The following is a 20,507-nucleotide window of genomic DNA, read 5'->3' as shown; positions in this document are numbered from 1 at the left end:
CCCGGGCCACTCCCGCATCACTCCCGGGCCACCACCACCGCCGTCCCGTACGCGCACACCTCGGTGCCCACGTCCGCCGCCTCGGTCACGTCGAAGCGGAACGCCAGCACCGCGTTGGCCCCCCGCGCGCGTGCCTGCTCCACGAGCCGCTCCATGGCCTGGTTGCGGGTCTCCACCAGCGTCTTGGTGAGCCCGCGCAGCTCACCGCCGACCAGCGACTTCAGCCCGGCGCCGATCTGGCTCCCCAGGTGCCGGGAGCGCACGGTCAGTCCGAAGACCTCCCCGATCACCTCCTGCACGCGGTGGCCGGGCAGGTCGTTCGTGGTCACGACGAGTACGTCGGGCCGAGGGCCCTGTCCGCCGCCGTATTCTTCGATGCCCATGGTTCACAGGCTTCCCCGGGCGGGCGCACGGCGCACCCCCGGTGCGCAGGTGGAACCTGGACCTCCGAGGCTGCGTTGATACGTTGAGGCAGCCAAGCCCCCAGCCCGCGTCCCCCAGTGCAGGAGCCACAATCCCGTGACCACGCTTGCGCTCGGCCCCGAGTGGCTGAGCCCGGACTACCTGATCGAGACCTTCGCCCTTCCCGGCATCCTGCTGATCGTCTTCGCCGAGTCCGGTCTCTTCGCGTTCCTGCCCGGCGACTCGCTGCTGTTCACCGCAGGTCTCTTCGTCGCCCAGGGCCAGTACATCAGCCAGCCGCTGTGGCTGGTGTGCACCCTGATCGTGCTGGCCGCCGTCATCGGCGACCAGGTCGGCTACATGATCGGCAAGTTCCTCGGCCCCAAGCTCTTCAACCGGCCGAACTCCAAGCTCTTCAAACAGGAGAACCTGGAGAAGGCCCACGAGTTCATGGAGAAGTACGGCCCCAAGGCGATCGTCCTGGCCCGCTTCGTGCCGATCGTGCGCACCTTCGCCCCCATCGTGGCGGGCGCCGGCCGCATGCAGTACCGCACCTTCCTCACGTACAACGTCATCGGTGGCGTGGCCTGGGGCACGGGCGTCACCCTCGCCGGCTACTGGCTCGGCCAGATCGAGTTCATCCGTACCAACGTCGAGCCCATCCTCGTCCTGATCGTCGTCGTCTCGGTCGTCCCGATCGCCGTCGAGTACCTCCGCGAGCGCAGGAAGAAGAAGCAGGCCCCGGCGCCCCGGCCCCCGGCCCCCCAGCTCCGGCAGCCCCAGCCCTCGTACCCGGTCATGGACGACGCCACGACCCAGCTCCGCAGGATCGACCCGAACCAGCAGCCGCACCCGCACCAGCAGCCGCACCAGCAGCCGTACGACCAGGGATACGGCCGGCAGCAGCCGTACGCCCAGCAGTACCCGCAGGGCTACGGCGGACAGCAGCCCCACGGTGACCAGCAGGGCGGCCAGTACCCGTACGACCAGGGCCGCTGAACACCCCGAAGGCGCGGGGCCGTACCGGCACACGGCCCCGCGGCCCCGGGCCCGCGGGCACCCGGTCCTAGAACCCCCGCGTCCGCTTCGCCGCCCGGCGGCCCGCCGCGCTCGCCGCACCCGGCACCCGCAGGAACAGCCGCGAGATCTCCCCGCCGAGGTTCACCCCGATGGCGATGGCCATGGCCAGCGCCACCGCCTTCGACAGCGACAGCAGCCCCGCGTCCACCTCGCCCTGCGAGATCGCCAGCAGCCCGAAGTACGTCGCCGAACCGGGCAGCAGCGGCCCGATCGCGGCGGTCGTGTACGGCAGCGCCGACGCGTACCGGTACCGGGACATCAGCTGCCCGAACAGCCCCACCAGCCCCGCCGCGGCGGCCGTGGAGGCCACCGGCGAGATGTCGCCGGCGTAGTGCATGGCGCCGTACACGCACCAGGCGACGCCCCCGTTCAGGGTCACCGCCAGCACGGTGGACCGCTCCTGCTGGAGCAGGATCGCGAAGGCCAGCGACAGCAGCATCGACGCGACGATCTGCACGACCGGCTCGTCGCCCGTGCCCAGCGCGGCGTCCGGGTTGAGCTCGGCGCCCAGCTGGACGCCGAAGTACAGCACCACCAGCACCCCGGCGACGATGCTGACGAAGAAGTACATGACCTCCAGCAGGCGCGCGGCGGCCGTGATGTAGAAGCCGGTCAGGCCGTCCTGCACGCCCGCCACCAGCGCCCGCCCCGGCAGCAGCGCGAACAGGCCACCGGTGATGACCGCGGACGCCTTCACGTCGACGTGCGTCAGCGTCAGCGCGATGCCGATCGCGGCCGGCGGCATCGCGGCCACCGCGAACTGGTAGAACTCCGGCAGCCCGCGCCCCGCGCACAGCCACGCCAGGCGGTCGCCGAGCATCGCGCCGAACAGCGCCGCGAAGAACACGATCGCGTCACCGCCGACGAGCAGCGAGGCCGCCCCGGCCAGCGAGCCGCTCGCCGCGGTCAGCACCCAGGTCGGATACGGGTGCCGGTTGCGGCGGATCTCTGCGAGGCGCCGGTAGGCCTCCTCCAGGGAGATCTGCGTGTCCGGGTCGCTGAGGTCGTCGACCAGCTGGAAGACGGCGGCGAGCCGCGTGTAGTCGGTGCCGCGGCGGCGGACCGTCCGCGACGCCGTCACCGGGTCCTCGACCAGGGACGGCTGGTGGGAGATCGACAGCAGGGTGAAGGTGACGTTCGGCTCGCAGCGGTCCAGGCCGTAGGAACGGCACACCGCGAACATCGCGGCCTCCACGTCCTCCGCGCCCTCACCGCCCGCCAGCAGCAGCTCCCCGATACGCAGGGTCAGGTCGAGCACGCGCGGCACGGCGGGGCCGGTGTCGTCGTCGTGCCGCTGCGCCGTCTCGGGCGCGGGCCGCTCGGCGACCGGCATGCGCAGCATCGTGCGCATGCGGTCCTGCCAGGGCGCGTCCTTGGTCAGGTTCACCGCGGGGAAACCGCCGGCGGGCGTGAACGCGGCCGGCGCGCTCCACGCGCTGTACGTGCTCGGCGTGCTGAACGCCGACCCCTCCGGCTCCGCGGCCGCGGCCGGCGGCACGTCCAGCCCCTCCGGCAGCGCGAACTCCGAGGTCGTCTCGGACTCCGAAGGGGCCTGCCGCGCGCGGGAGACCCCCGGCGGCACCTCGAACTCGGACGTCGTCGACGACTCGCCGTCGGCGGACGCCGCGACCCCACCGGGCTGCCGGAAGGCGCTGTGCGCCTCGTCCGACTGCGGTTTGCGGTCCTCCGCCTCGGTCACCTGCGCAACGCTCCTCGAGCCCTCGTACGACACACCCTCCTGTAGCCCTCAGTATGCGCACCCAAACGTGACGGGCCGCACGCTCAAGCGTGCGGCCCGTCACGGAAGGGGCGCCCGGTCAGTGACCGCCCTGCTCCTTGAAGCGCTTGTAGGACCGCTCGATCTCGGCCTCCGCGTCGACGCGGCCGACCCAGTTGGCGCCCTCGACGGACTTGCCCGGCTCCAGGTCCTTGTAGACCTCGAAGAAGTGCTGGATCTCCAGGCGGTCGAACTCCGACACGTGGTGGATGTCCCGCAGGTGCTCCACGCGCGGGTCCGTCGACGGGACGCACAGCAGCTTGTCGTCGCCGCCGGCCTCGTCCGTCATGCGGAACATGCCGATCGCGCGGCAGCGGATGAGGCAGCCCGGGAAGGTCGGCTCGTCCAGGATGACCAGCGCGTCCAGCGGGTCGCCGTCCTCGCCGAGGGTGTTCTCGACGAAGCCGTAGTCGGTCGGGTAGGCGGTCGAGGTGAACAGGCGGCGGTCCAGGCGGATACGACCGGTCTCGTGGTCCACCTCGTACTTGTTCCGCGAACCCTTCGGGATCTCGATCGTGACGTCGAACTCCACCGGACGCTCCTCCATGATCAGCACACAGTTCTGGTGGTTAAGTGTCCCCTACGCAGGTGGGTGATCGCGAAAGGGGCTGGTGGGAGTGCCAGAGCTGAGGCCTTGGCGGGCCGCGGGACCGCACGTGACGCGGATCGCGGCCGCCGTACGTCCGCGCGTCGCGCGCGTCGCACGGGCCGCCCGACCGCCTCTGGCGCGGTTCGCGCGGACCACCGGGCCGCGCGAACCGGCACGGACCGCGAGGCCGAGGACCTGGCAGTACACCGCCGGCGCCGCCACGGCCGGGCTGGCACTGGCCGCCGGTGTGGCGACCGCCGCCGGTCCCTGGGACTCCACGGGTCAGCGTACGGCCGAGCGGGACCGGGCAGTCGCCCTGGAACGCCCGGGTGGCACAGATCACGGCCGCGGACCCGCCGGTTCCGGTACGACCGCCGGACCGCCCCGGCCCGCCCCCAGCGCGGGACCCGTCCTGAAGGGCCTCGGCGGCACCTCCGACGCCCCCGCCGGCGGAGTCAGGGCGGCGCCCCGCGGACGCGCCCTCGCCGACGCCCTGGCCCCCCTCCTGGACGACCCCGCGCTCGGCAGCGGACGCGCGGCCTCGGTCGTCGACCTCACCACCGGCGAGCGTCTGTACGGCCTGGACGCCGGCACCCCGTTCACCCCCGCCTCCACCACCAAGATCGCCACCGCGGTCGCCGCCCTCACCGCCCTCGGCCCCGACCACCGCCTCACCACGCGCACCGCCCTGGAGACCGACACCGGCGAACTCGTCCTCGTCGGCGGCGGCGACCCCACCCTCACCGCCCGCGAGGGCGGCGGAAGAGACCTCGCGAGCCTGCGCACCCTCGCCGGGAGGACCGCCGAGGCCCTGAAGAAGCGGAACCTCACCCAGGTGACGCTGTCGTACGACACCACGCTCTACACCGGTACGGAGACCCACCCGATCGGGGTCAACGAGAACCTCGCGCCCCTCACCGCCCTGATGACCGACGAGGCCCGCACCGACGACTCCACCAGCGGCCCGGCACCCCGCGCGGCGGACCCGGCGGCGGACGCGGCCCGCGCCTTCGCCCGCCTCCTGGGCGAGCACGGCATCCGGACGTCGTCCCCCGGCCCCTCCAAGGCCACGGGCCGCGCCGCCACCCTCGCCACCGTCTCCTCGCCCCCGGTGTCGGACCTGGTCGAACGGATGCTGACCGACAGCGACAACGACATCGCGGAGGCCCTGGCCCGCCACACGGCCCTCGCCACCGGGCACCCCGCCGACTTCGACGGCGTCTCCGCCGCCCTCACCGCCCGGCTGAAGCAGCTCGGCCTGCCCGTGCGGGGCGCGGTCTTCCACGACGGCAGCGGCCTGGACCGCACCGACCGGATCACCGCCGACCTGCTCACCGCCCTGCTCGCCGAGGCGGCCGACCCGGCCCGTCCCGAGCTGCGCCCGGTCCTCACCGGCCTGCCCGTCGCCGGCTTCACCGGCACCCTGGCCGGCCGGTACGCGGAGGGCGCGTCCGGCCTCGTGCGCGCCAAGACCGGCACGCTGACCGGCGTCAACACCCTCGCCGGCACCGTGGCCACCCCCGACGGCCGCCTCCTCGCCTTCGCCTTCCTGGCCCACGGCACCACAGACCCCCGAGCAGCCCAACAAGCCCTGGACCGGGCAGCAACAACCCTGACGTCATGACCCACCGCCCCAGCTGCGGGCAGTCGTGCCTCCCCCCAGTGCCTCGAGAGCCTGGGAGGCACCCGGCCGGCGCCGGCCACGCGTCCCACCCCCGCGCCCCGCACAGCCTGCCCCCAGCGGCAGCGCTCACGTACGGTTGACGCATGACGAGCATCGGCGCATCTTCCGGCATGGTCGACTGGAATCTCGCGGTGGCGACCGCGACCCGGCTCGTACGGCCGGGCCCCGAGGTGAGCCGCGACGAGGCCCGGGCCATCGTCGCGGAGCTCCGCCGCCACGCCAGGACCTCGGAGGAACACGTCCGGGCCTTCACTCGTCTGGCCACCGAGGAGTCCCACGACACCCCCGTCCTCGTCGTCGACCGCCCCGGCTGGGTCCGGGCCAACGTCGCCGGGTTCCGGGAGATCCTCAAGCCCCTGCTGGAAAAGATGCAGGAGCGCCGCGGCAGCGGCGCGGGCAACGCCGTCCTCGGCGCGGTCGGCGGCAAGGTCACCGGCGTCGAGCTGGGCATGCTGCTGTCGTTCCTGTCCTCCCGCGTCCTCGGCCAGTACGAGACCTTCGCCCCGGCCGGCCGCGACCTGCCCGCCGGGTCGAACGGCGGCGGCCGGCTGCTGCTCGTCGCGCCGAACATCGTGCACGTGGAACGCGAACTCGACGTCGACCCGCACGACTTCCGCCTGTGGGTGTGCCTCCACGAGGAGACGCACCGCACCCAGTTCACCGCCGTGCCCTGGCTGCGCGACCACCTCGAGGGCGAGATCCAGGCGTTCCTCGCGGAGACCGACGTCGACCCCATGACCGTCCTGGAGCGTGTCCGCGAGGCCGTCCAGACGCTCGTCGGGGGCCGCCCCGAGGGCGAGGAGGACGACGGCGGCCGCTCGCTCGTCGAACTGGTGCAGACCCCCGCCCAGCGGGAGGTCCTCGGCCGGCTGACGGCCGTGATGTCCCTGCTGGAGGGCCACGCCGACTTCGTGATGGACGGCGTCGGCCCCTCCGTCGTGCCGAGCGTCGGCGAGATCCGCGAGAAGTTCCAGCAGCGCCGGGCCAAGGGCGCCTCCCGCCTGGACATGGCCCTGCGCAAGCTGCTCGGCCTGGACGCCAAGCTGCGGCAGTACCGGGACGGCGAACGCTTCGTGCGGGCCGTCGTCGACGAGTGCGGCATGGACGGCTTCAACCGCGTCTGGACCTCGCCCAACACCCTCCCCACCAAGTCGGAGATCGCCAAACCGGCGGACTGGATCGCGCGGGTGCACCGCACCCCGGAGGCGTGAGCCCCGCGTACGGGGCGTGAACGGAACCGGCCGACGGCAGGCAAACGCCCCACCAATCACCCGTCCGAGGGACCGTGAGCTCTCGGCAGGCGTGCGATGCTCGGGGAACGGCCCGTTTCTGTCACCGTCTACACACTCTGCGTGACCGGACTTCGGGCTCCTCACCCCCGAAACTTCATGAAGGGCACCGGACATGGGTCCCCATCCTGCGGTCGCGGCGATACGCCTGGCGGTCCGCCGCGTCCTCCACGACATCCTCACCGAACTGAACACCCCGGCCGGCGTCCACGCCGCGACGGCCGCCGAACACGCGCCCGAGCGCCCGCCGACGCCGCTCGTGCTCGTCGCGTGCTCCGGCGGCGCCGACTCCATGGCGCTCGCCTCAGCCCTCGCCTTCGAGGCGCCCCGGCTCGGCATCCGCGCCGGCGGCGTCACCGTCGACCACGGCCTGCAGCACGGCTCCGACCTGCGCGCCGAAGAGGTCGTCCTGCGCCTGCGGGAACTCGGCCTGGACCCCGTCGAGGCCACCGCCGTGACCGTCGGCCGCGCGGGAGGGCCCGAAGCCGCCGCCCGCGACGCCCGCTACGCCGCACTGGACGACGCCGCCGCCCGGCACGGCGCCGCCGCCGTCCTGCTCGGCCACACCCGCGACGACCAGGCCGAGACCGTCCTGCTGGGCCTCGCCCGCGGCTCCGGCATCCGCTCCCTGTCGGGCATGGCCGCGGTCTCGGGGGCCGGCGGCCGTTACCGGCGCCCCTTCCTCCACGTCGACCGGCAGACCGCCCGCAAGGCCTGCATGGTCCAGTCCCTGCCCGTCTGGGACGACCCGCACAACACCGACCCGGCGTACACCCGCTCGCGGCTGCGCCACGAGGGGCTGCCCGCCCTGGAGAAGGCCCTCGGCAAGGGCGTCGTCGAGGCCCTCGCCCGTACGGCCCAGCTCTCCCGGGACGATGCCGACGCCCTCGACACCTGGGCCCGCCAGGCGGAGACCGGCGTGCGCGACGCGTCCGGCCGGCTCGAGTGCGCCAAGCTCTACGCCCTCCCGCCCGCCGTACGCCGCCGCATCCTGCGCCGGGCGGCCATCGAGGCCGGTGCTCCGGCCGGTGCGCTCTTCGCCCGGCACATCGAGGAGGTCGACCGGCTGATCACCGGCTGGCGCGGTCAGGGAGCCATCAACCTCCCCGGCAAAGTCGTCGCACGGCGGCAGGGTGGCAGACTGGTGATTCGGCAAGGCTGAATCCGGCCCTCCCCCGATCCGCGCACGGATCACCGGGGGCGCTCCGGAGTGGCCGGTGGGACGACCGAAAGTGATGCGGGTGGACGCGAACGACATGGGTGCCGACCTCGAGAAGGTACTCATCACCAAGGAAGAGATCGACGCGAAGCTGGCCGAACTGGCCGCGAAGATCGACGCGGAGTACGCGGGCAAGGACCTGCTCATCGTCGGCGTCCTCAAGGGCGCCGTGATGGTCATGGCCGACCTGGCGCGCACGTTGTCCACCCCCGTCACCATGGACTGGATGGCGGTGTCCTCGTACGGCGCGGGCACCCAGTCCTCCGGCGTGGTGCGGATCCTCAAGGACCTCGACACCGACATCAAGGGCCGGCACGTCCTGATCGTCGAGGACATCATCGACTCCGGCCTGACCCTGTCCTGGCTGATCTCCAACCTCGGCTCGCGCGAGCCCGCCTCGCTGAAGGTGTGCACGCTGCTGCGCAAACCCGACGCCGCGAAGGTCGCCATCGACGTGGAGTGGGTCGGCTTCGACATCCCCAACGAGTTCGTCGTCGGCTACGGCCTCGACTACGCGGAGAAGTACCGCAACCTGCCGTTCGTGGGCACGCTCGCGCCCCACGTCTACGGCGGCTAGCACAGCCCGGCAGGGCGACGGGGAACCGCAGGGCCTCCCGCGCCGTTGGAGCATGCAGACGGGAACGCCGGCCGTCCCGTGCGGCTACGGGCCATCAGGCTGGGGTACCGTCAGAAGAACTGTCTTATCAAACTCACTATGGCAGGAGGGACGGGGCGGCACCGCTCCGTGTGGATGGACGTGAAGCGATACTTCCGTGGGCCGGTCATGTGGATCGTGCTGGCCGTCCTTGCCGTGGTCGTGTTGATGCAGGTCGTCGGCTCGTCCGGTGGCTACAAGACGGTGGACACCGGCCAGGTCGTCCAGGCGATCAACGACAACAAGGTCGAGTCGGCCAAGCTCACCACCGGCGACGAGCAGATCATCAAGGTCCAGCTCAAAGACGGCGTGAAGGTCAAGGGCAGCTCGAAGATCCAGGCGAGCTACATCGGCGACCAGGGCGTGACCCTCGCCAACACGCTGCAGAACAAGTACCAGGACAAGCAGATCCCCGACGGCTACACCGTGTCGCCGTCCAAGCAGAACGCGTTCGTCGGCATCCTGCTCTCCCTGCTGCCGTTCGTCCTGATCGTGGTCGTCTTCCTGTTCCTGATGAATCAGATGCAGGGCGGCGGCTCCCGGGTCATGAACTTCGGCAAGTCCAAGGCGAAGCTCATCACCAAGGACACCCCGAAGACGACGTTCGCCGACGTCGCCGGGTCGGACGAGGCCGTCGAGGAGCTCCACGAGATCAAGGAGTTCCTCCAGGAACCGGCCAAGTTCCAGGCCGTCGGCGCCAAGATCCCCAAGGGCGTGCTGCTGTACGGCCCGCCCGGCACCGGCAAGACCCTGCTCGCGCGCGCCGTCGCCGGCGAGGCGGGCGTCCCGTTCTACTCGATCTCCGGTTCCGACTTCGTCGAGATGTTCGTCGGTGTCGGTGCCTCCCGAGTGCGTGACCTGTTCGAGCAGGCCAAGGCGAACGCCCCGGCCATCGTCTTCGTCGACGAGATCGACGCGGTCGGCCGCCACCGCGGCGCCGGCCTCGGCGGCGGTCACGACGAGCGCGAGCAGACCCTGAACCAGCTGCTCGTCGAGATGGACGGCTTCGACGTCAAGGGCGGCGTGATCCTCATCGCCGCGACGAACCGGCCCGACATCCTCGACCCGGCGCTGCTGCGCCCGGGCCGCTTCGACCGGCAGATCGCCGTCGACCGGCCGGACATGCAGGGCCGTCTGGAGATCCTCAAGGTCCACCAGAAGGGCAAGCCGGTCGCCCCGGACGTCGACCTGGCCGCCGTCGCCCGCCGTACGCCCGGCATGACCGGTGCCGATCTGGCCAACGTGCTGAACGAAGCCGCCCTGCTGACGGCCCGCAGCGACCAGAAGCTGATCGACAACCACATGCTGGACGAGGCGATCGACCGGGTGGTCGCGGGCCCGCAGAAGCGGACCCGGATCATGTCGGACAAGGAGAAGAAGATCACCGCGTACCACGAGGGCGGTCACGCCCTGGTCGCGGCGGCCTCACCGAACTCCGACCCGGTCCACAAGATCACCATCCTGTCCCGGGGCCGTGCCCTCGGCTACACGATGGTGCTCCCGGACGAGGACAAGTACTCGACCACGCGCAACGAGATGCTCGACCAGCTCGCCTACATGCTGGGCGGCCGCGCGGCCGAGGAACTCGTCTTCCACGACCCGACGACGGGTGCCGCCAACGACATCGAGAAGGCCACCAGCGTGGCCCGCGCGATGGTCACGCAGTACGGCATGACCGAGCGTCTCGGCGCGATCAAGTTCGGCGGCGACAACACCGAACCCTTCCTCGGCCGTGAGATGGCGCACCAGCGCGACTACTCGGAAGAGGTCGCCGCGCTGGTCGACGAAGAGGTCAAGAAGCTCATCGAGACGGCGCACAACGAGGCCTGGGAGATCCTGGTCGAGAACCGCGACGTCCTCGACAACCTCGTCCTCGCCCTGCTGGAGAAGGAGACGCTCGGCAAGGAGGAGATCGCCGAGATCTTCGCCCCGATCGTCAAGCGCCCGCCCCGGCCCGCCTGGACCGGCTCCTCCCGCCGCACCCCCTCGACCCGTCCGCCGGTGCTCTCCCCCAAGGAGCTCGCACTGACCAACGGGGCGAACGGCGCGACGGCGGCCGTCTCCACCGCCAAGAGCACCACGGCGGAGCCCGCCCCGGCACCGGAACGCACTCCGGAGGACCGCCCGGAGAGCTGATCCAGGCCCTCCCCGCGGCCCCACCGGGCCCGGAATGTATGCCGTGCCCCCCAGGTTCTAGCCTGGAGGGCACGGCATTCCCGTATGCCGACATGCCAGAAGACAGGAACGAGGCACGACATGACCGACCCCGTGACGCTGGACGGCCTGGGGCCGATCGGTGAGTTCGACGAGAAGCGGGCCGAGAACGCCGTACGAGAACTGCTGATCGCGGTCGGCGAGGACCCGGACCGCGAGGGCCTGCGGGAGACCCCGGCCCGGGTGGCGCGGGCGTACCGGGAGCTCTTGGCCGGACTGTGGCAGGAGCCCGAAGAGGTATTGACGACGACGTTCGACCTCGGTCACGACGAGATGGTCCTGGTGAAGGACATCGAAATCGTTTCCCTGTGCGAGCATCACCTGCTGCCGTTCCACGGTGTGGCGCACATCGGCTACATCCCCGCCGAGACGGGAAAGATCACAGGCCTGTCGAAGCTGGCACGCCTCGTGGAGGTGTTCGCCCGCCGCCTGCAGGTGCAGGAACGTCTCACCACGCAGGTCGCCGACTCGCTGATGCGCATACTCGAAGCCCGCGGCGCGATTGTCGTCATCGAGGCCGAGCACATGTGCATGTCGGTGCGCGGGGTTCGCAAGCCTGGGGCCAAGACCACCACTTCGGCTGTGCGTGGGCAGCTTCGGGACGCGACCACTCGGGCCGAGGCGATGAGTCTGATACTGGCGCGCTGACTTGATTGTCAGTGGTGTCCAGTACCGTCCTTGATCAGTGGCTTCGGCCCCTGATCAAGGGAGCACCTCCGTGGGGTACGGGCTGCCCAGCAGGCAGACGGTGAACGTGGTCGGGGGGCGCCGACGGGCGCGGGACATCGACGTGGGCTGTCGGATCTGGACGCTGGACGAGTTCCGGACGGTGGAGACCACGGTCGCCGATGTGGTGACCACGAAGGTCCGCGAGGTTGTGGACATCACCACTGATCGCGCGACATTCACTGTTGCGCCGGACCAGATGCTCGGACGCCGGACGGCTGGGTGCACGCGAGGGAAGCCGAGGGCACCGTCCTTGCCTGGACACCTGCGCGAAAGCTGTGCCGTGAGCGATTGACCGTCACCCCGGGATACGACTTCGGTTACCTGCTGGGCGCCACGTGCTCGGACGGGACGGTAGGCAGGAATTACGTTTCGTCGGTTGTCAACGGCCAGGCGTTCGCCCAGCGATACGCACGATGTCTCGGTACGGCGGTCGGACTCGCTGCGCGGCTGGAGCCGGTGACACGCCCGTCCGGTTATCTGCAGCGGGACCTGCCAGGTTTCCGGGTTCGTGTCGTCTCGTCCTATCCGGCCGATGTGATGAGGCAGTACGTGGGTGGAGACGCACACCACCAACGTCAGCTTTTTCCCCGCGTGGTGCTGCGGGACAGGGACACCTTCGAAGGTTTTCTGGACGGCTGCACCGACGGCGACGGCTTCAGGTCCAAGACCTGGCGTGGGCGTCTTCTGGTCAGTGCGAACGTTCCGTTCCTCATCGAACTGGCCCGGATCGTCGGTGCGAGATTCACCCCTCGCACCGACGGCCGGGCCTCACACCTGGTCGTGGCCGACAGTTGGCCCTCGCGAGGCACTTTCGTCCCCGAGCGGCATCCTCTTCAGTTGAGGGAGTCTTCCTGGCAACAGGTGCATACGGTCCGTGTGCGTACCGCCGGAGCCAAGCCGTTCACCCTCCACAGCTACCGTCTCGACCCTCATCCCAGCTTTCTGGTCAACGGTCATCTGGCCCGCCGGCCTTGGTGACTGTCAGGCCGCCGTGGCCGTGCCCGTGTTGTCGTCGTCGTCATCGGGGAGTCTGCAGACCCGCTCGAGGAAGAGCGCCGACGCTATGACGGCGATGCCGGTGACGACGGAGAAGCCGGCGTAGACGGCCTGGTCGCGGCGGGCGGGGATGTCGAGGTACTCCAGCAGGAAGACGCCCGTGCCGCCGTACATCCCGGCGACCAGGGCGGCCACGAGGGCGCTGGCCTGGCCGAAGACGACCGCGCGGGCCGCCATCAGCGGGTCGACGCCCTTGGCGCCCGGGACGCGGTCGCGCTGGGCCTTCAGGCGGGCGCGGAGCGAGAGCGCCGTGGCCAGCAGGACCACGGCGATCAGCGCGAGCACGACCGGGGCGGCGAGGGGGACGCTCGGGAGGGTCCCGATCGAGTTCCACAGGCGGGCGCCCGCCCAGGACAGGACTCCGGCGACGGCGAACACGCCGGCCAGCAGCCTGATGCGCAACTCTTTCACGGTGCCCCTTCGCTCCCCGGGTGACCGGCGGCGGACTGCGGTCGTCTCGACCTTAACGACTATCCGGGCAGGTGGAGTTCCAGGTCGGCGCGGAGCGTGACGCCCTCGCGCGTCACCGCGTCCAGGAGAGCGGCGACCGGGCCGTGGCCGGGCAGGTGGGCCTCGGGGTCCACGTCGTGCCAGGGGGCGAGGACGAAGGCGCGCTGGTGGGCGCGCGGGTGGGGCAGGGTGAGGTGCGGGTCGTCGGAGACCGTGCCGGCGTAGGTGATGATGTCGACGTCCAGGGTGCGCGGGCCCCAGCGTTCGTCGCGGACGCGGCGGAACGCCTCCTCGACGGCGTGCGCCCGCTCCAGGAGCGACGAGGGGGGCAGCGTGGTCTTCAGGACCACGACCGCGTTGAAGTAGGACGGCTGGGTGCCGGGCTCGACGCCCCACGGCTCCGTCTCGTACACCGGCGACACGCCCTTGACGCGGACCCCGGGGGTCTCCTCCAGGGCGTCGACGGCGGCCTGGAGGGTCTCCAGGCGGTTGCCGAGGTTGGAGCCGAGGGCGATCACGGCGCGTTTGGGGTTGGACAGGGTGCTGTCGGCGGCGTCCACCCGCTCGACGACGGAGGCGGGCACCGGCTGGACGGTCGGGTCGCTGGGACCGTTGGTGAAGGGGACACTCATACACGGCTCCGGTTGATGGTGACGGTCACGTCGTCGAAGGGGACGGTGATCGGGGCGTCCGGCTTGTGGACGCAGACCTCGACCTCCTCGACCCTCTCGTGCTTCAGGCAGACCTGGGCGATGCGCTCGGCGAGCGTCTCGACCAGGTCGACCGGCTCGCCCTCGACGACGGCCACGACCTCTTCGGCCACGATCCCGTAGTGCACGGTCTTCGCCAGGTCGTCGTCGGCCGCGGCCGGCCGGGTGTCCAGGCCCAGGACGATGTCCACGAGGAAGGTCTGGCCCTCCTCGCGTTCCTTGGGGAACACACCGTGGTGCCCGCGGGCCTTCAGGCCGCGCAGCGCGACACGATCCACACGAATCACTCCTGCAGTCGTCGGTCACGGCCGGTGCGTGCCGCGTGCGGGCGGCACACCGGCCTCGGTCGAATCTACCCGCGACCGCCGACAGAGCCGGGCCACGGGGGCCACGGGACCGGGAGGACACCCGCAGATTTCATCCCGTGTACGCCCCGGCGGACCCGGTGGACCCGTCGGAACACGGGTCGGTGGCCGCTCCCGCCCGCCGGTTCCGTGATTCCGGCCACTTCTCGGGCGCGGGCGGCTCAGGCGGGCGCGTCCTCGCCGTCCGCGCCGTTCTCGTCGTCGCTCTCCGCCAGCACCGGTGAGGCGTGGTGCGACCAGAGTTTCCAGCCGGTGGGGGTGCGCCGGTAGGTGTTGGTGGCGACGACGAGCCGGCCGACGAGCGGGCCCAGCTCGCCGTCGCCCTCGGGGGCGGGGCCGCCGCTGAGGATGTTCTCGGTGCAGGTCACCAGGGCGGTGTCGCCGGTGACGGAGACGTGCACGTCGGTGAGGAAGAACTGGATGTAGTCGGTGTTCGCCATGATCAGCGCGTAGGACCTGAGGACCTCGCCGCGGCCGGTGAGGACCGGCCAGCCGGGGTGCACGCAGGAGACCACGCCGGCGTCGGCCGGGTCGTGGTAGCTCTCGTCGATGCCCAGGTCGGCCGGGGTGAGCCAGAGGTCGGACACCGTCTCGAAGTCGCCCTGCTCGAGTGCCTCGTAGAAGGCGGTGTTGGCGGCCTCGACCTGTTCGACGTCGAGGTGGGGGGCGTTCACCGGGCTCCTTCCACGGCGCGGGCGACCCGGACCGCGTCCGCCGTGGCGCGCACCTCGTGGACGCGTACGGCCCAGGCGCCGGCGTGCGCCGCGAGCGCGGAGACGGCGGCGGTGGCGGCGTCGCGCTCGCGCGCGGGGGGCGGGGCGGCGTCCGGGCCGGCCAGGACCCGGCCGAGGAAGCGTTTGCGGGAGGCGGCGACGAGCAGCGGGTGGCCGAGGGCGAGGAGGCGGTCGAGGCGGGCGAGGAGGGCGAGGTCGTGCTCGGCGTCCTTGGAGAAGCCGAGGCCGGGGTCGACGACGATGCGGTCGGCGCCGACGCCGCCGTCCATGACCGCCTCCACGCGCGCGCGCAGCTCGTCCGCGACCTCGGTGACCACGTCGGTGTAGCTGCCGCGGACGTTGCCGCCCGCCAGGAAGCCGCGCCAGTGCATGACGACGAAGGGGGCGCCGGCGTCGGCGACGACCGGGATCATGCGGGGGTCGGCGAGGCCGCCGCTGACGTCGTTGACGAGGGCGGCGCCGGCCGCGAGGGCCTGTTCCGCGACCGAGGCGCGCATCGTGTCCACGGAGACGGTGACGCCCTCGGAGGCCAGGCCGCGCACGACGGGGACGACGCGGCGCAGCTCCTCGTCCTCGTCGACGCGGGTGGCGCCGGGGCGGGTGGACTCGCCGCCGACGTCGACCAGGTCGGCGCCCGCGGCGACGAGGTCGAGGCCGTGCTTGACGGCGGCCGTCGTGTCGAAGAAGCGGCCGCCGTCGGAGAAGGAGTCGGGGGTCACGTTGACGACCCCCATGACCGCGCAGCGGTCCCATGCGGTCAGTCCCGCCAGGTGGCGGCGGCCGGTCTGCTTGCTCATGCGTTCAGCGTAGGCCCCGGGGAGCGCGGGGTGCCGTGCGGAGCCTGGCGGGGTGCCGGGGCCGTGGGCGCGGCGGGGGCGGGGCTCACGCCGCCCGCGCGTCCCGTTCCGTCACGTGGTGTGCGCACGGGCGGGGGGCGGCCGTCCCGCGGCGCAGGAAGCGCAGGAGCCGCGGCGGTGCGAGTGTGACGAAGCCCTCGGCCTGCATGGCGGCGAAGCCGATGCGGGGCAGGTCGGCGGGGCTGCGGTAGACCACGAAGCGGGGTTCCCAGCGGGGCCGGAACTTGGCGTTGAACCTGTAGAGCGACTCGATCTGGAACCAGCGGGAGAGGAACACCAGCAGTCCGCGCCAGGCCCGCAGCACCGGTCCGGCGCCGATCTTCTCGCCGCGTGCGAGCGCCGCCCGGAACATGGCGAAGTTCAGGGAGACCCGTGCGACGCCCAGCTTCGGGGCGGCCTGGAGCGCGGCCACGATCAGCAGTTCGTTCATGCCGGGGTCGGCCGAGCGGTCGCGCCGCATCAGGTCCAGGGAGACCCCGTCGGTGCCCCACGGCACGAAGTGCAGGATCGCCTTGAGGTCGCCGTGCTCCCCGGGCTCGGCCTCCCGCTTGTGGGCCGTGGCGATCAGGCAGTCCCCGTCGGAGGGGTCGCCGATGCGGCCCAGCGCCATCGAGAAGCCCCGCTCGGTGTCGGTGCCGCGCCAGTCGTCGGCGGCGCGGCGGACGCGGGCCAGCTCGGTCTCGCCGAGGTCAGCCACGCGTCGTACGCGGGTCTCGTAACCGGCGCGCTCGATGCGCTTGACCATCTGACGCACGTTGCGCATCGCGCGGCCGGCCAGGGAGAAATCCGCGACGTCCACCACCGCCTCGTCGCCCAGTTCGAGGGCGTCGAGCCCGGTCTCGCGGGTCCACACCTCGCCGCCGGTCTCGGAGCAGCCCATGACGGCGGGGGTCCAGGAGTGGGCGCGGGCCTCGTCCATGAAGCGTTCGATGGCGCCCGGCCAGGCCTCGACGTCGCCGATGGGGTCGCCGCTGGCGAGCATCACGCCGGAGACGACGCGGTAGGTGACGGCGGCCTTGCCGCTGGGGGAGAAGACGACGGCCTTGTCGCGGCGCAGCGCGAAGTGGCCGAGGGAGTCGCGGCCGCCGTGCCGGGCCAGCAGGGCGCGCAGACGGATCTCGTCCTCCTCGGTGAGCCGTGCGGCGGGGTGCTCGGGACGGAAGGCCAGGTAGACGGTGGTGACGGCGGTGAGCAGGCCGAGGGCGCCGAGGGAGAAGGCCACCGTCCAGGAGGTGTTGCCCCGGTAGTCGAGCGGGCCCTCGACGCCGAACAGGCCGTACAGGACGTGGGTGAGGCGGTCGGCCAGGCTCGGGTCGCCGATCATGCGGTGCGGGTGCGCGCTGACGACGACCAGGCCGAGGGCGAGGGAGCCGGCGCCCATGAGGACGAGGTTGGCGAGGGCCTTCCAGCGGCTGCGCGGGTCGGGCAGCGCCGCGAACTGGTCGCGGTGACGCAGCAGCGGCGCGAGCAGGGCGAGGGAGATCAGCACGCCGATCAGGGAGTGGCGGTACGTGAACTGCGCGAGGGCGCCGAACGGCAGCAGGGCCACGGCCGCCCGCCAGGCCCGGCGCTTGCGGCGTTTGAGGCCGTGGGCGAGGAGCAGGAGCAGGACGCCGGCGCTGAGCGAGAGCGCGGCGGCGAAGGGGCCGAAGGAGCCGGGCAGCACCTCGGCGAGGGCGTGCATGCGGCTGTGCCGGAAGCGCGGGAAGACGCCCGCGGCGATGTCCAGCAGGCCCACCAGCGTGCAGGCTCTGCCGACGAGGACGGGGACGGCCTCCGGACGCGGACCCCGGAGTATCCGGTGTACGCCGGACGGAGCGGCGGCTTTCCGTTCCGTTCCCGGAACCGCACCCGACATTTCCTCATCTGTCCTGACAGACATCGCACCCGTAGTTCTGCGAGAGACCGTGGATCCGGGCCCGTTTCGGGCATCCGGCGACATTGCGCCCTCTAGGACGGTGTCTCGGAGGGAGAGGTTCACTCTCTTTCCTTCCCTTCCCGGAGCCGCGTCGGAGGCCGGGGGAGAGCTGCGGGACGCCCCTCGCGGATCCGGCGGGGGGCCGGGCATCCCGTGGGACATGTACAGGCAGGTGGCGAGGCGTGGGTCTGACGAGCGACAAGGTGCTGGCGCTGGCGGTGCTGTCCGGTGTGCTGCTGTTCGCCGCCACGGTGTGGCTGTGGCCGCGGCTGGCCGGGCGGAACTGGCGTGCCGTCATGGGCAGGATCGGCCTGCTGGCCGCCACTCAGGCGGCGGTCTTCGCCGCGGTCGGTCTCGTCGCCAACCAGTCCTTCGGGTTCTACGCGAGCTGGGCGGACCTGTTCGGGCAGGAGACCGGGCAGGGCGTGGTGGTGGACCACTCGGCGGGGAGCGCCGACGGGCCGCTGCGGGTGGTGGACGTCCGGCGGGTGAAGAAGGCGGGCGGATCCCGGCCGGAGGCGGGCGGGCAGATCCAGAGCGTCAGGATCGTCGGCCGTACGACGCGCATCGCGACGCCCGCCGAGGTGTACCTGCCGCCGGAGTACTTCCAGCCGCGGTACCGCACCCGCGTGTTCCCGGCGGCCGTCGTCCTGACCGGGTATCCGGGGACCACCGAGGCGCTGGTGAGCAAGCTGAAGTACCCGCGCACGGCGCTGGACCTGGCCGGGGAGGGCCGTATGCGGCCGATGGTGCTGGTGATGCTGCGGCCCACGGTGGCTCCGCCGCGGGACACGGAGTGCGTGGACGTGCCGGGCGGGCCGCAGACGGAGTCGTTCTTCGCGAAGGATCTCCCCGAGGCCGTGCGCGCCCGGTACCGGGTGGGCACAGGACCCGGCAGCCTGGGTGTCGTCGGCAACTCGACCGGGGGGTACTGCGCGCTGAAGCTCGCCCTGCACCACCCCGGGACCTACGCCGCCGGGGCCGGCCTGTCCGCGTACTACGACGCCCCCAGCGACCCGACCACGGGTGATCTCTTCCACGGCGACGAGGAGTTGCGGAAGCGGGCCGATCTGGGCTGGTACGTCGATCACATGCCGGCGCCGGCCACTTCGCTGCTCGTCACCAGCAGCAGGACCGGTGAGACGAACTACAGGGACACGCTGGAGTTCATAGAGCGGGTGAAGAAGAAGAGGCCGACGCGGATCTCCTCGATCATCCTCGAAAGCGGCGGGCACAACTTCAATACGTGGCGGCGTGAGATACCCGCGACCCTGGAATGGCTCAGCGGGCGGTTGAGCGCCGGCTGAGCGTCGCCCGACGGGGATTCAGCGGTCGGTGGCCGGGCGGGCGCCGTGGCCCGTCGGCCGCTGCCGCGCTGCCGCGGGCGGCCATTCACGAAAATGATCTTGAGTAATTCGGCCACCGACGGACAGGCGGAATCCCGGCGGTGTGCGAACACCTCGGGGGCGGCCGTGTTTTTACGGGCCGGGGCACCAAGATTCGCCTACGCGCGGTAAGTTTCTGGCCATGCCACGTGGACGTCACCGCCATTCCCCGCCCCTGCACAGGCTGCTTCCTCCTTCGGTGATCGCAGGCGTTTCGGCCGTCTGCGCCGCCGGCCCCTGGGTGTCCGGCGAGGCGGTGATCCTCCGCGCGCTGGCGGCGGCCGCCGCGGTGACGACGGTCGTCGGCGCGGTCGTCATGCGCCGCTGGGACGCGCAGGCGGGCAAGCGCGTCGCCGACCTCACGCGGGCGCGGGCGCGGGACGAGTGGCGTCACGAGGAGCGTGTCGCCGAACTGGAGTCCGACCTGGAGGAGTCGCGCGAGCTGCGCCGGAAGCTGGAGCACCGGCTGCGCGAGAAGCGCGCGGAACTCGCCGGGCTGCGCAACGAGCACGCCTCCCTGCTGCGCCGGTACGCCACCGCGGAGACCGAGCGCGCCAGCGCGCTGGAGGGCCGCCGGCTGCTGGAGATCGAGGCCGCGCCGGCGGCCTTCGCGCCGACGACCCCCGAACTGCCCGCGGCCCGGCGTCCGGTGACGGCTGAGGAGACCGCCGCGCCGGACGCCGGGGCGGCCCGGGCCTCCACCGTCTTCTCCCCGGAGGGGTCCCTGCTGTTCCTGCGGGCGAGCACCGCGCTGGCCCGGCTCGGCGGCAGGGCGGCCGACGGCACGGACCACCGCGCGGCCGGTGACGGCGACCACGGCGACGACGACGGGAACGGCGGCGGCAACGGGAACGGCGGCGGCAAAGGCGGCGGGGCCGCCGCGGCGACCGGGCCCGTGCGCGAGGGCGGGACCCAGGACCGGCCGGGGACGGCCGACGGGTACGGAACGGCACACACCACCGCGTCCGGCCTGCCTGACGACCGGCCCGGCGACCGTCCCGGCCGGGCCGCCCAGCAGGCCGCTCAGCAGTCCGCCGGGCACCTCGCGGTGCCGGCCGCCGTGGCCGTCGTACCGGCCGCTCCCGCGCCGCGCCCGGTGACCGAGGGCGGCTTCGACTTCTTCGGCACGAAGAACACCAAGGAGACGACGGCGACGCCCGCCGCCCTGGAGGCCGTCCAGGACGAGGACCTCGCCGACGTGGTCGGCCAGGAGGCCCTCGCCCTGCACAGGGCCGAGACGGAGACCGCGTCCGGACCGGCCGGCGAGGAGCCCCGGGGAGCGGGTCAGGTGATCGACCTGACCGCCCACGACGAGACCGAGCAGATCGACGTGCAGGGACTGCGCAGCGCCGCGTCCTGACCGGCGGCCGCCGGCCGGGGCCCGCGGCCGGGCG

General features: G+C 72.1%; 19 protein-coding genes. 10 read left to right on the top strand and 9 right to left on the bottom strand.

From position 1 onward, the window contains the following. Nucleotides 1-17: 17 nt before the first annotated feature. The gene (locus ACFYOJ_RS07920) at nucleotides 18-383 is read right to left on the bottom strand and encodes a YbjQ family protein (protein ID WP_356551314.1); all 366 of its coding nucleotides are present in this window, start codon (nucleotides 381-383) and stop codon (nucleotides 18-20) included. Nucleotides 384-519: 136 nt separating this feature from the next. On the opposite strand from ACFYOJ_RS07920, the gene ACFYOJ_RS07915 reads away from it, so the two are divergent. Further along, nucleotides 520-1,401 carry a VTT domain-containing protein gene (locus ACFYOJ_RS07915; RefSeq protein ID WP_356551313.1) on the top strand — a complete coding sequence of 294 codons (882 nt, stop codon included), beginning with the start codon at nucleotides 520-522 and terminating at the stop codon, nucleotides 1,399-1,401. A 67-nt stretch (nucleotides 1,402-1,468) separates the two neighbouring features. Here the strand turns inward: ACFYOJ_RS07915 and ACFYOJ_RS07910 are convergent, their stop codons facing one another. Both ACFYOJ_RS07910 and ACFYOJ_RS07905 read right to left on the bottom strand, forming a co-directional pair. Further along, a complete protein-coding gene (locus ACFYOJ_RS07910) occupies nucleotides 1,469-3,181 on the bottom strand; it encodes a threonine/serine exporter family protein (RefSeq protein WP_356551312.1) in 1,713 nt (570 codons plus the stop codon). Nucleotides 3,182-3,299: 118 nt separating this feature from the next. After that, entirely contained in the window at nucleotides 3,300-3,791 is a 492-nt protein-coding gene (locus ACFYOJ_RS07905) for an inorganic diphosphatase (protein ID WP_006132604.1), read from the bottom strand. A 124-nt stretch (nucleotides 3,792-3,915) separates the two neighbouring features. Here ACFYOJ_RS07905 and dacB point away from each other — a divergent pair, with 124 nt between their 5' ends. The 7 genes from dacB (at nucleotide 3,916) to ACFYOJ_RS07870 (ending at nucleotide 12,616) form a co-directional block, all read left to right on the top strand. Continuing rightward, entirely contained in the window at nucleotides 3,916-5,472 is a 1,557-nt protein-coding gene (gene dacB, locus ACFYOJ_RS07900; protein WP_356551310.1) for a D-alanyl-D-alanine carboxypeptidase/D-alanyl-D-alanine-endopeptidase, read from the top strand. Between the two features lie 143 nt (nucleotides 5,473-5,615). Further along, nucleotides 5,616-6,743 (top strand): zinc-dependent metalloprotease, encoded by a 1,128-nt coding sequence (locus tag ACFYOJ_RS07895; protein ID WP_356551309.1) that lies wholly within the window; start codon nucleotides 5,616-5,618, stop codon nucleotides 6,741-6,743. 193 nt (nucleotides 6,744-6,936) lie between these two features. Continuing rightward, nucleotides 6,937-7,983, top strand: coding sequence for a tRNA lysidine(34) synthetase TilS (gene tilS / locus ACFYOJ_RS07890; RefSeq protein ID WP_356551308.1), 1,047 nt, complete (start codon nucleotides 6,937-6,939; stop codon nucleotides 7,981-7,983). A 94-nt stretch (nucleotides 7,984-8,077) separates the two neighbouring features. After that, the gene (gene hpt, locus ACFYOJ_RS07885) at nucleotides 8,078-8,617 is read left to right on the top strand and encodes a hypoxanthine phosphoribosyltransferase (protein WP_226027733.1); all 540 of its coding nucleotides are present in this window, start codon (nucleotides 8,078-8,080) and stop codon (nucleotides 8,615-8,617) included. 174 nt (nucleotides 8,618-8,791) lie between these two features. After that, nucleotides 8,792-10,831, top strand: coding sequence for an ATP-dependent zinc metalloprotease FtsH (gene ftsH / locus ACFYOJ_RS07880; RefSeq protein WP_356551551.1), 2,040 nt, complete (start codon nucleotides 8,792-8,794; stop codon nucleotides 10,829-10,831). Between the two features lie 120 nt (nucleotides 10,832-10,951). After that, a complete protein-coding gene (gene folE / locus ACFYOJ_RS07875) occupies nucleotides 10,952-11,557 on the top strand; it encodes a GTP cyclohydrolase I FolE (protein ID WP_356551307.1) in 606 nt (201 codons plus the stop codon). A 369-nt stretch (nucleotides 11,558-11,926) separates the two neighbouring features. After that, on the top strand, nucleotides 11,927-12,616 hold the full coding sequence (locus ACFYOJ_RS07870; protein ID WP_356551305.1) for a hypothetical protein: 690 nt from the start codon (nucleotides 11,927-11,929) through the stop codon (nucleotides 12,614-12,616). A 3-nt stretch (nucleotides 12,617-12,619) separates the two neighbouring features. On the opposite strand, the gene ACFYOJ_RS07865 is transcribed toward ACFYOJ_RS07870, so the two are convergent. The 6 genes from ACFYOJ_RS07865 to ACFYOJ_RS07840 all read right to left on the bottom strand — a co-directional run bounded on the left by ACFYOJ_RS07865 (nucleotide 12,620) and on the right by ACFYOJ_RS07840 (nucleotide 17,668). Next, a complete protein-coding gene (locus ACFYOJ_RS07865) occupies nucleotides 12,620-13,105 on the bottom strand; it encodes a DUF3180 domain-containing protein (protein WP_356551304.1) in 486 nt (161 codons plus the stop codon). 59 nt (nucleotides 13,106-13,164) lie between these two features. After that, nucleotides 13,165-13,776: a 2-amino-4-hydroxy-6-hydroxymethyldihydropteridine diphosphokinase gene (folK, locus tag ACFYOJ_RS07860; RefSeq protein ID WP_356551302.1), complete on the bottom strand. Its 612-nt coding sequence runs from the start codon at nucleotides 13,774-13,776 to the stop codon at nucleotides 13,165-13,167. Next, nucleotides 13,773-14,132, bottom strand: coding sequence for a dihydroneopterin aldolase (gene folB, locus ACFYOJ_RS07855; RefSeq protein ID WP_356551300.1), 360 nt, complete (start codon nucleotides 14,130-14,132; stop codon nucleotides 13,773-13,775). Before folB ends, folK begins: the two co-directional genes overlap by 4 nt. A 248-nt stretch (nucleotides 14,133-14,380) precedes the next feature. Further along, entirely contained in the window at nucleotides 14,381-14,893 is a 513-nt protein-coding gene (locus tag ACFYOJ_RS07850; protein WP_356551298.1) for a nuclear transport factor 2 family protein, read from the bottom strand. Beyond that, nucleotides 14,890-15,750: a dihydropteroate synthase gene (folP, locus tag ACFYOJ_RS07845; protein ID WP_356551296.1), complete on the bottom strand. Its 861-nt coding sequence runs from the start codon at nucleotides 15,748-15,750 to the stop codon at nucleotides 14,890-14,892. Before folP ends, ACFYOJ_RS07850 begins: the two co-directional genes overlap by 4 nt. An 85-nt stretch (nucleotides 15,751-15,835) precedes the next feature. Then, complete coding sequence (locus ACFYOJ_RS07840) at nucleotides 15,836-17,668, bottom strand: phosphatidylglycerol lysyltransferase domain-containing protein (RefSeq protein WP_356551294.1); 1,833 nt, start codon at nucleotides 17,666-17,668, stop codon at nucleotides 15,836-15,838. Nucleotides 17,669-17,910: 242 nt separating this feature from the next. Here ACFYOJ_RS07840 and ACFYOJ_RS07835 point away from each other — a divergent pair, with 242 nt between their 5' ends. Both ACFYOJ_RS07835 and ACFYOJ_RS07830 read left to right on the top strand, forming a co-directional pair. Then, nucleotides 17,911-19,035: an alpha/beta hydrolase-fold protein gene (locus ACFYOJ_RS07835; RefSeq protein ID WP_356551293.1), complete on the top strand. Its 1,125-nt coding sequence runs from the start codon at nucleotides 17,911-17,913 to the stop codon at nucleotides 19,033-19,035. A 253-nt stretch (nucleotides 19,036-19,288) separates the two neighbouring features. Then, complete coding sequence (locus ACFYOJ_RS07830; protein WP_388596430.1) at nucleotides 19,289-20,473, top strand: hypothetical protein; 1,185 nt, start codon at nucleotides 19,289-19,291, stop codon at nucleotides 20,471-20,473. The last annotated feature ends 34 nt before the right edge of the window (nucleotides 20,474-20,507 follow it).

It is taken from the genome of Streptomyces sp. NPDC006384 (genome assembly GCF_042870695.1).
In the GTDB taxonomy this organism is placed as follows: domain Bacteria; phylum Actinomycetota; class Actinomycetes; order Streptomycetales; family Streptomycetaceae; genus Streptomyces.
Note: the sequence above shows the minus strand (reverse complement) of the source record. Positions and strands in the feature narration are given on the sequence as shown.

Excerpts from the sequence above, each read along its gene's own strand:
- hpt (WP_226027733.1), top strand. The coding sequence starts at position 8,078 with ATGGGTGCCGACCTCGAGAAGGTACTCATCACCAAGGAAGAGATCGAC.
- ACFYOJ_RS07840 (WP_356551294.1), bottom strand. The coding sequence starts at position 17,668 with ATGTCGGGTGCGGTTCCGGGAACGGAACGGAAAGCCGCCGCTCCGTCC.
- ACFYOJ_RS07920 (WP_356551314.1), bottom strand. The coding sequence starts at position 383 with ATGGGCATCGAAGAATACGGCGGCGGACAGGGCCCTCGGCCCGACGTA.
- ACFYOJ_RS07895 (WP_356551309.1), top strand. The coding sequence starts at position 5,616 with ATGACGAGCATCGGCGCATCTTCCGGCATGGTCGACTGGAATCTCGCG.
- folK (WP_356551302.1), bottom strand. The coding sequence starts at position 13,776 with ATGAGTGTCCCCTTCACCAACGGTCCCAGCGACCCGACCGTCCAGCCG.
- tilS (WP_356551308.1), top strand. The coding sequence starts at position 6,937 with ATGGGTCCCCATCCTGCGGTCGCGGCGATACGCCTGGCGGTCCGCCGC.
- folE (WP_356551307.1), top strand. The coding sequence starts at position 10,952 with ATGACCGACCCCGTGACGCTGGACGGCCTGGGGCCGATCGGTGAGTTC.
- folP (WP_356551296.1), bottom strand. The coding sequence starts at position 15,750 with ATGAGCAAGCAGACCGGCCGCCGCCACCTGGCGGGACTGACCGCATGG.
- ftsH (WP_356551551.1), top strand. The coding sequence starts at position 8,792 with ATGGACGTGAAGCGATACTTCCGTGGGCCGGTCATGTGGATCGTGCTG.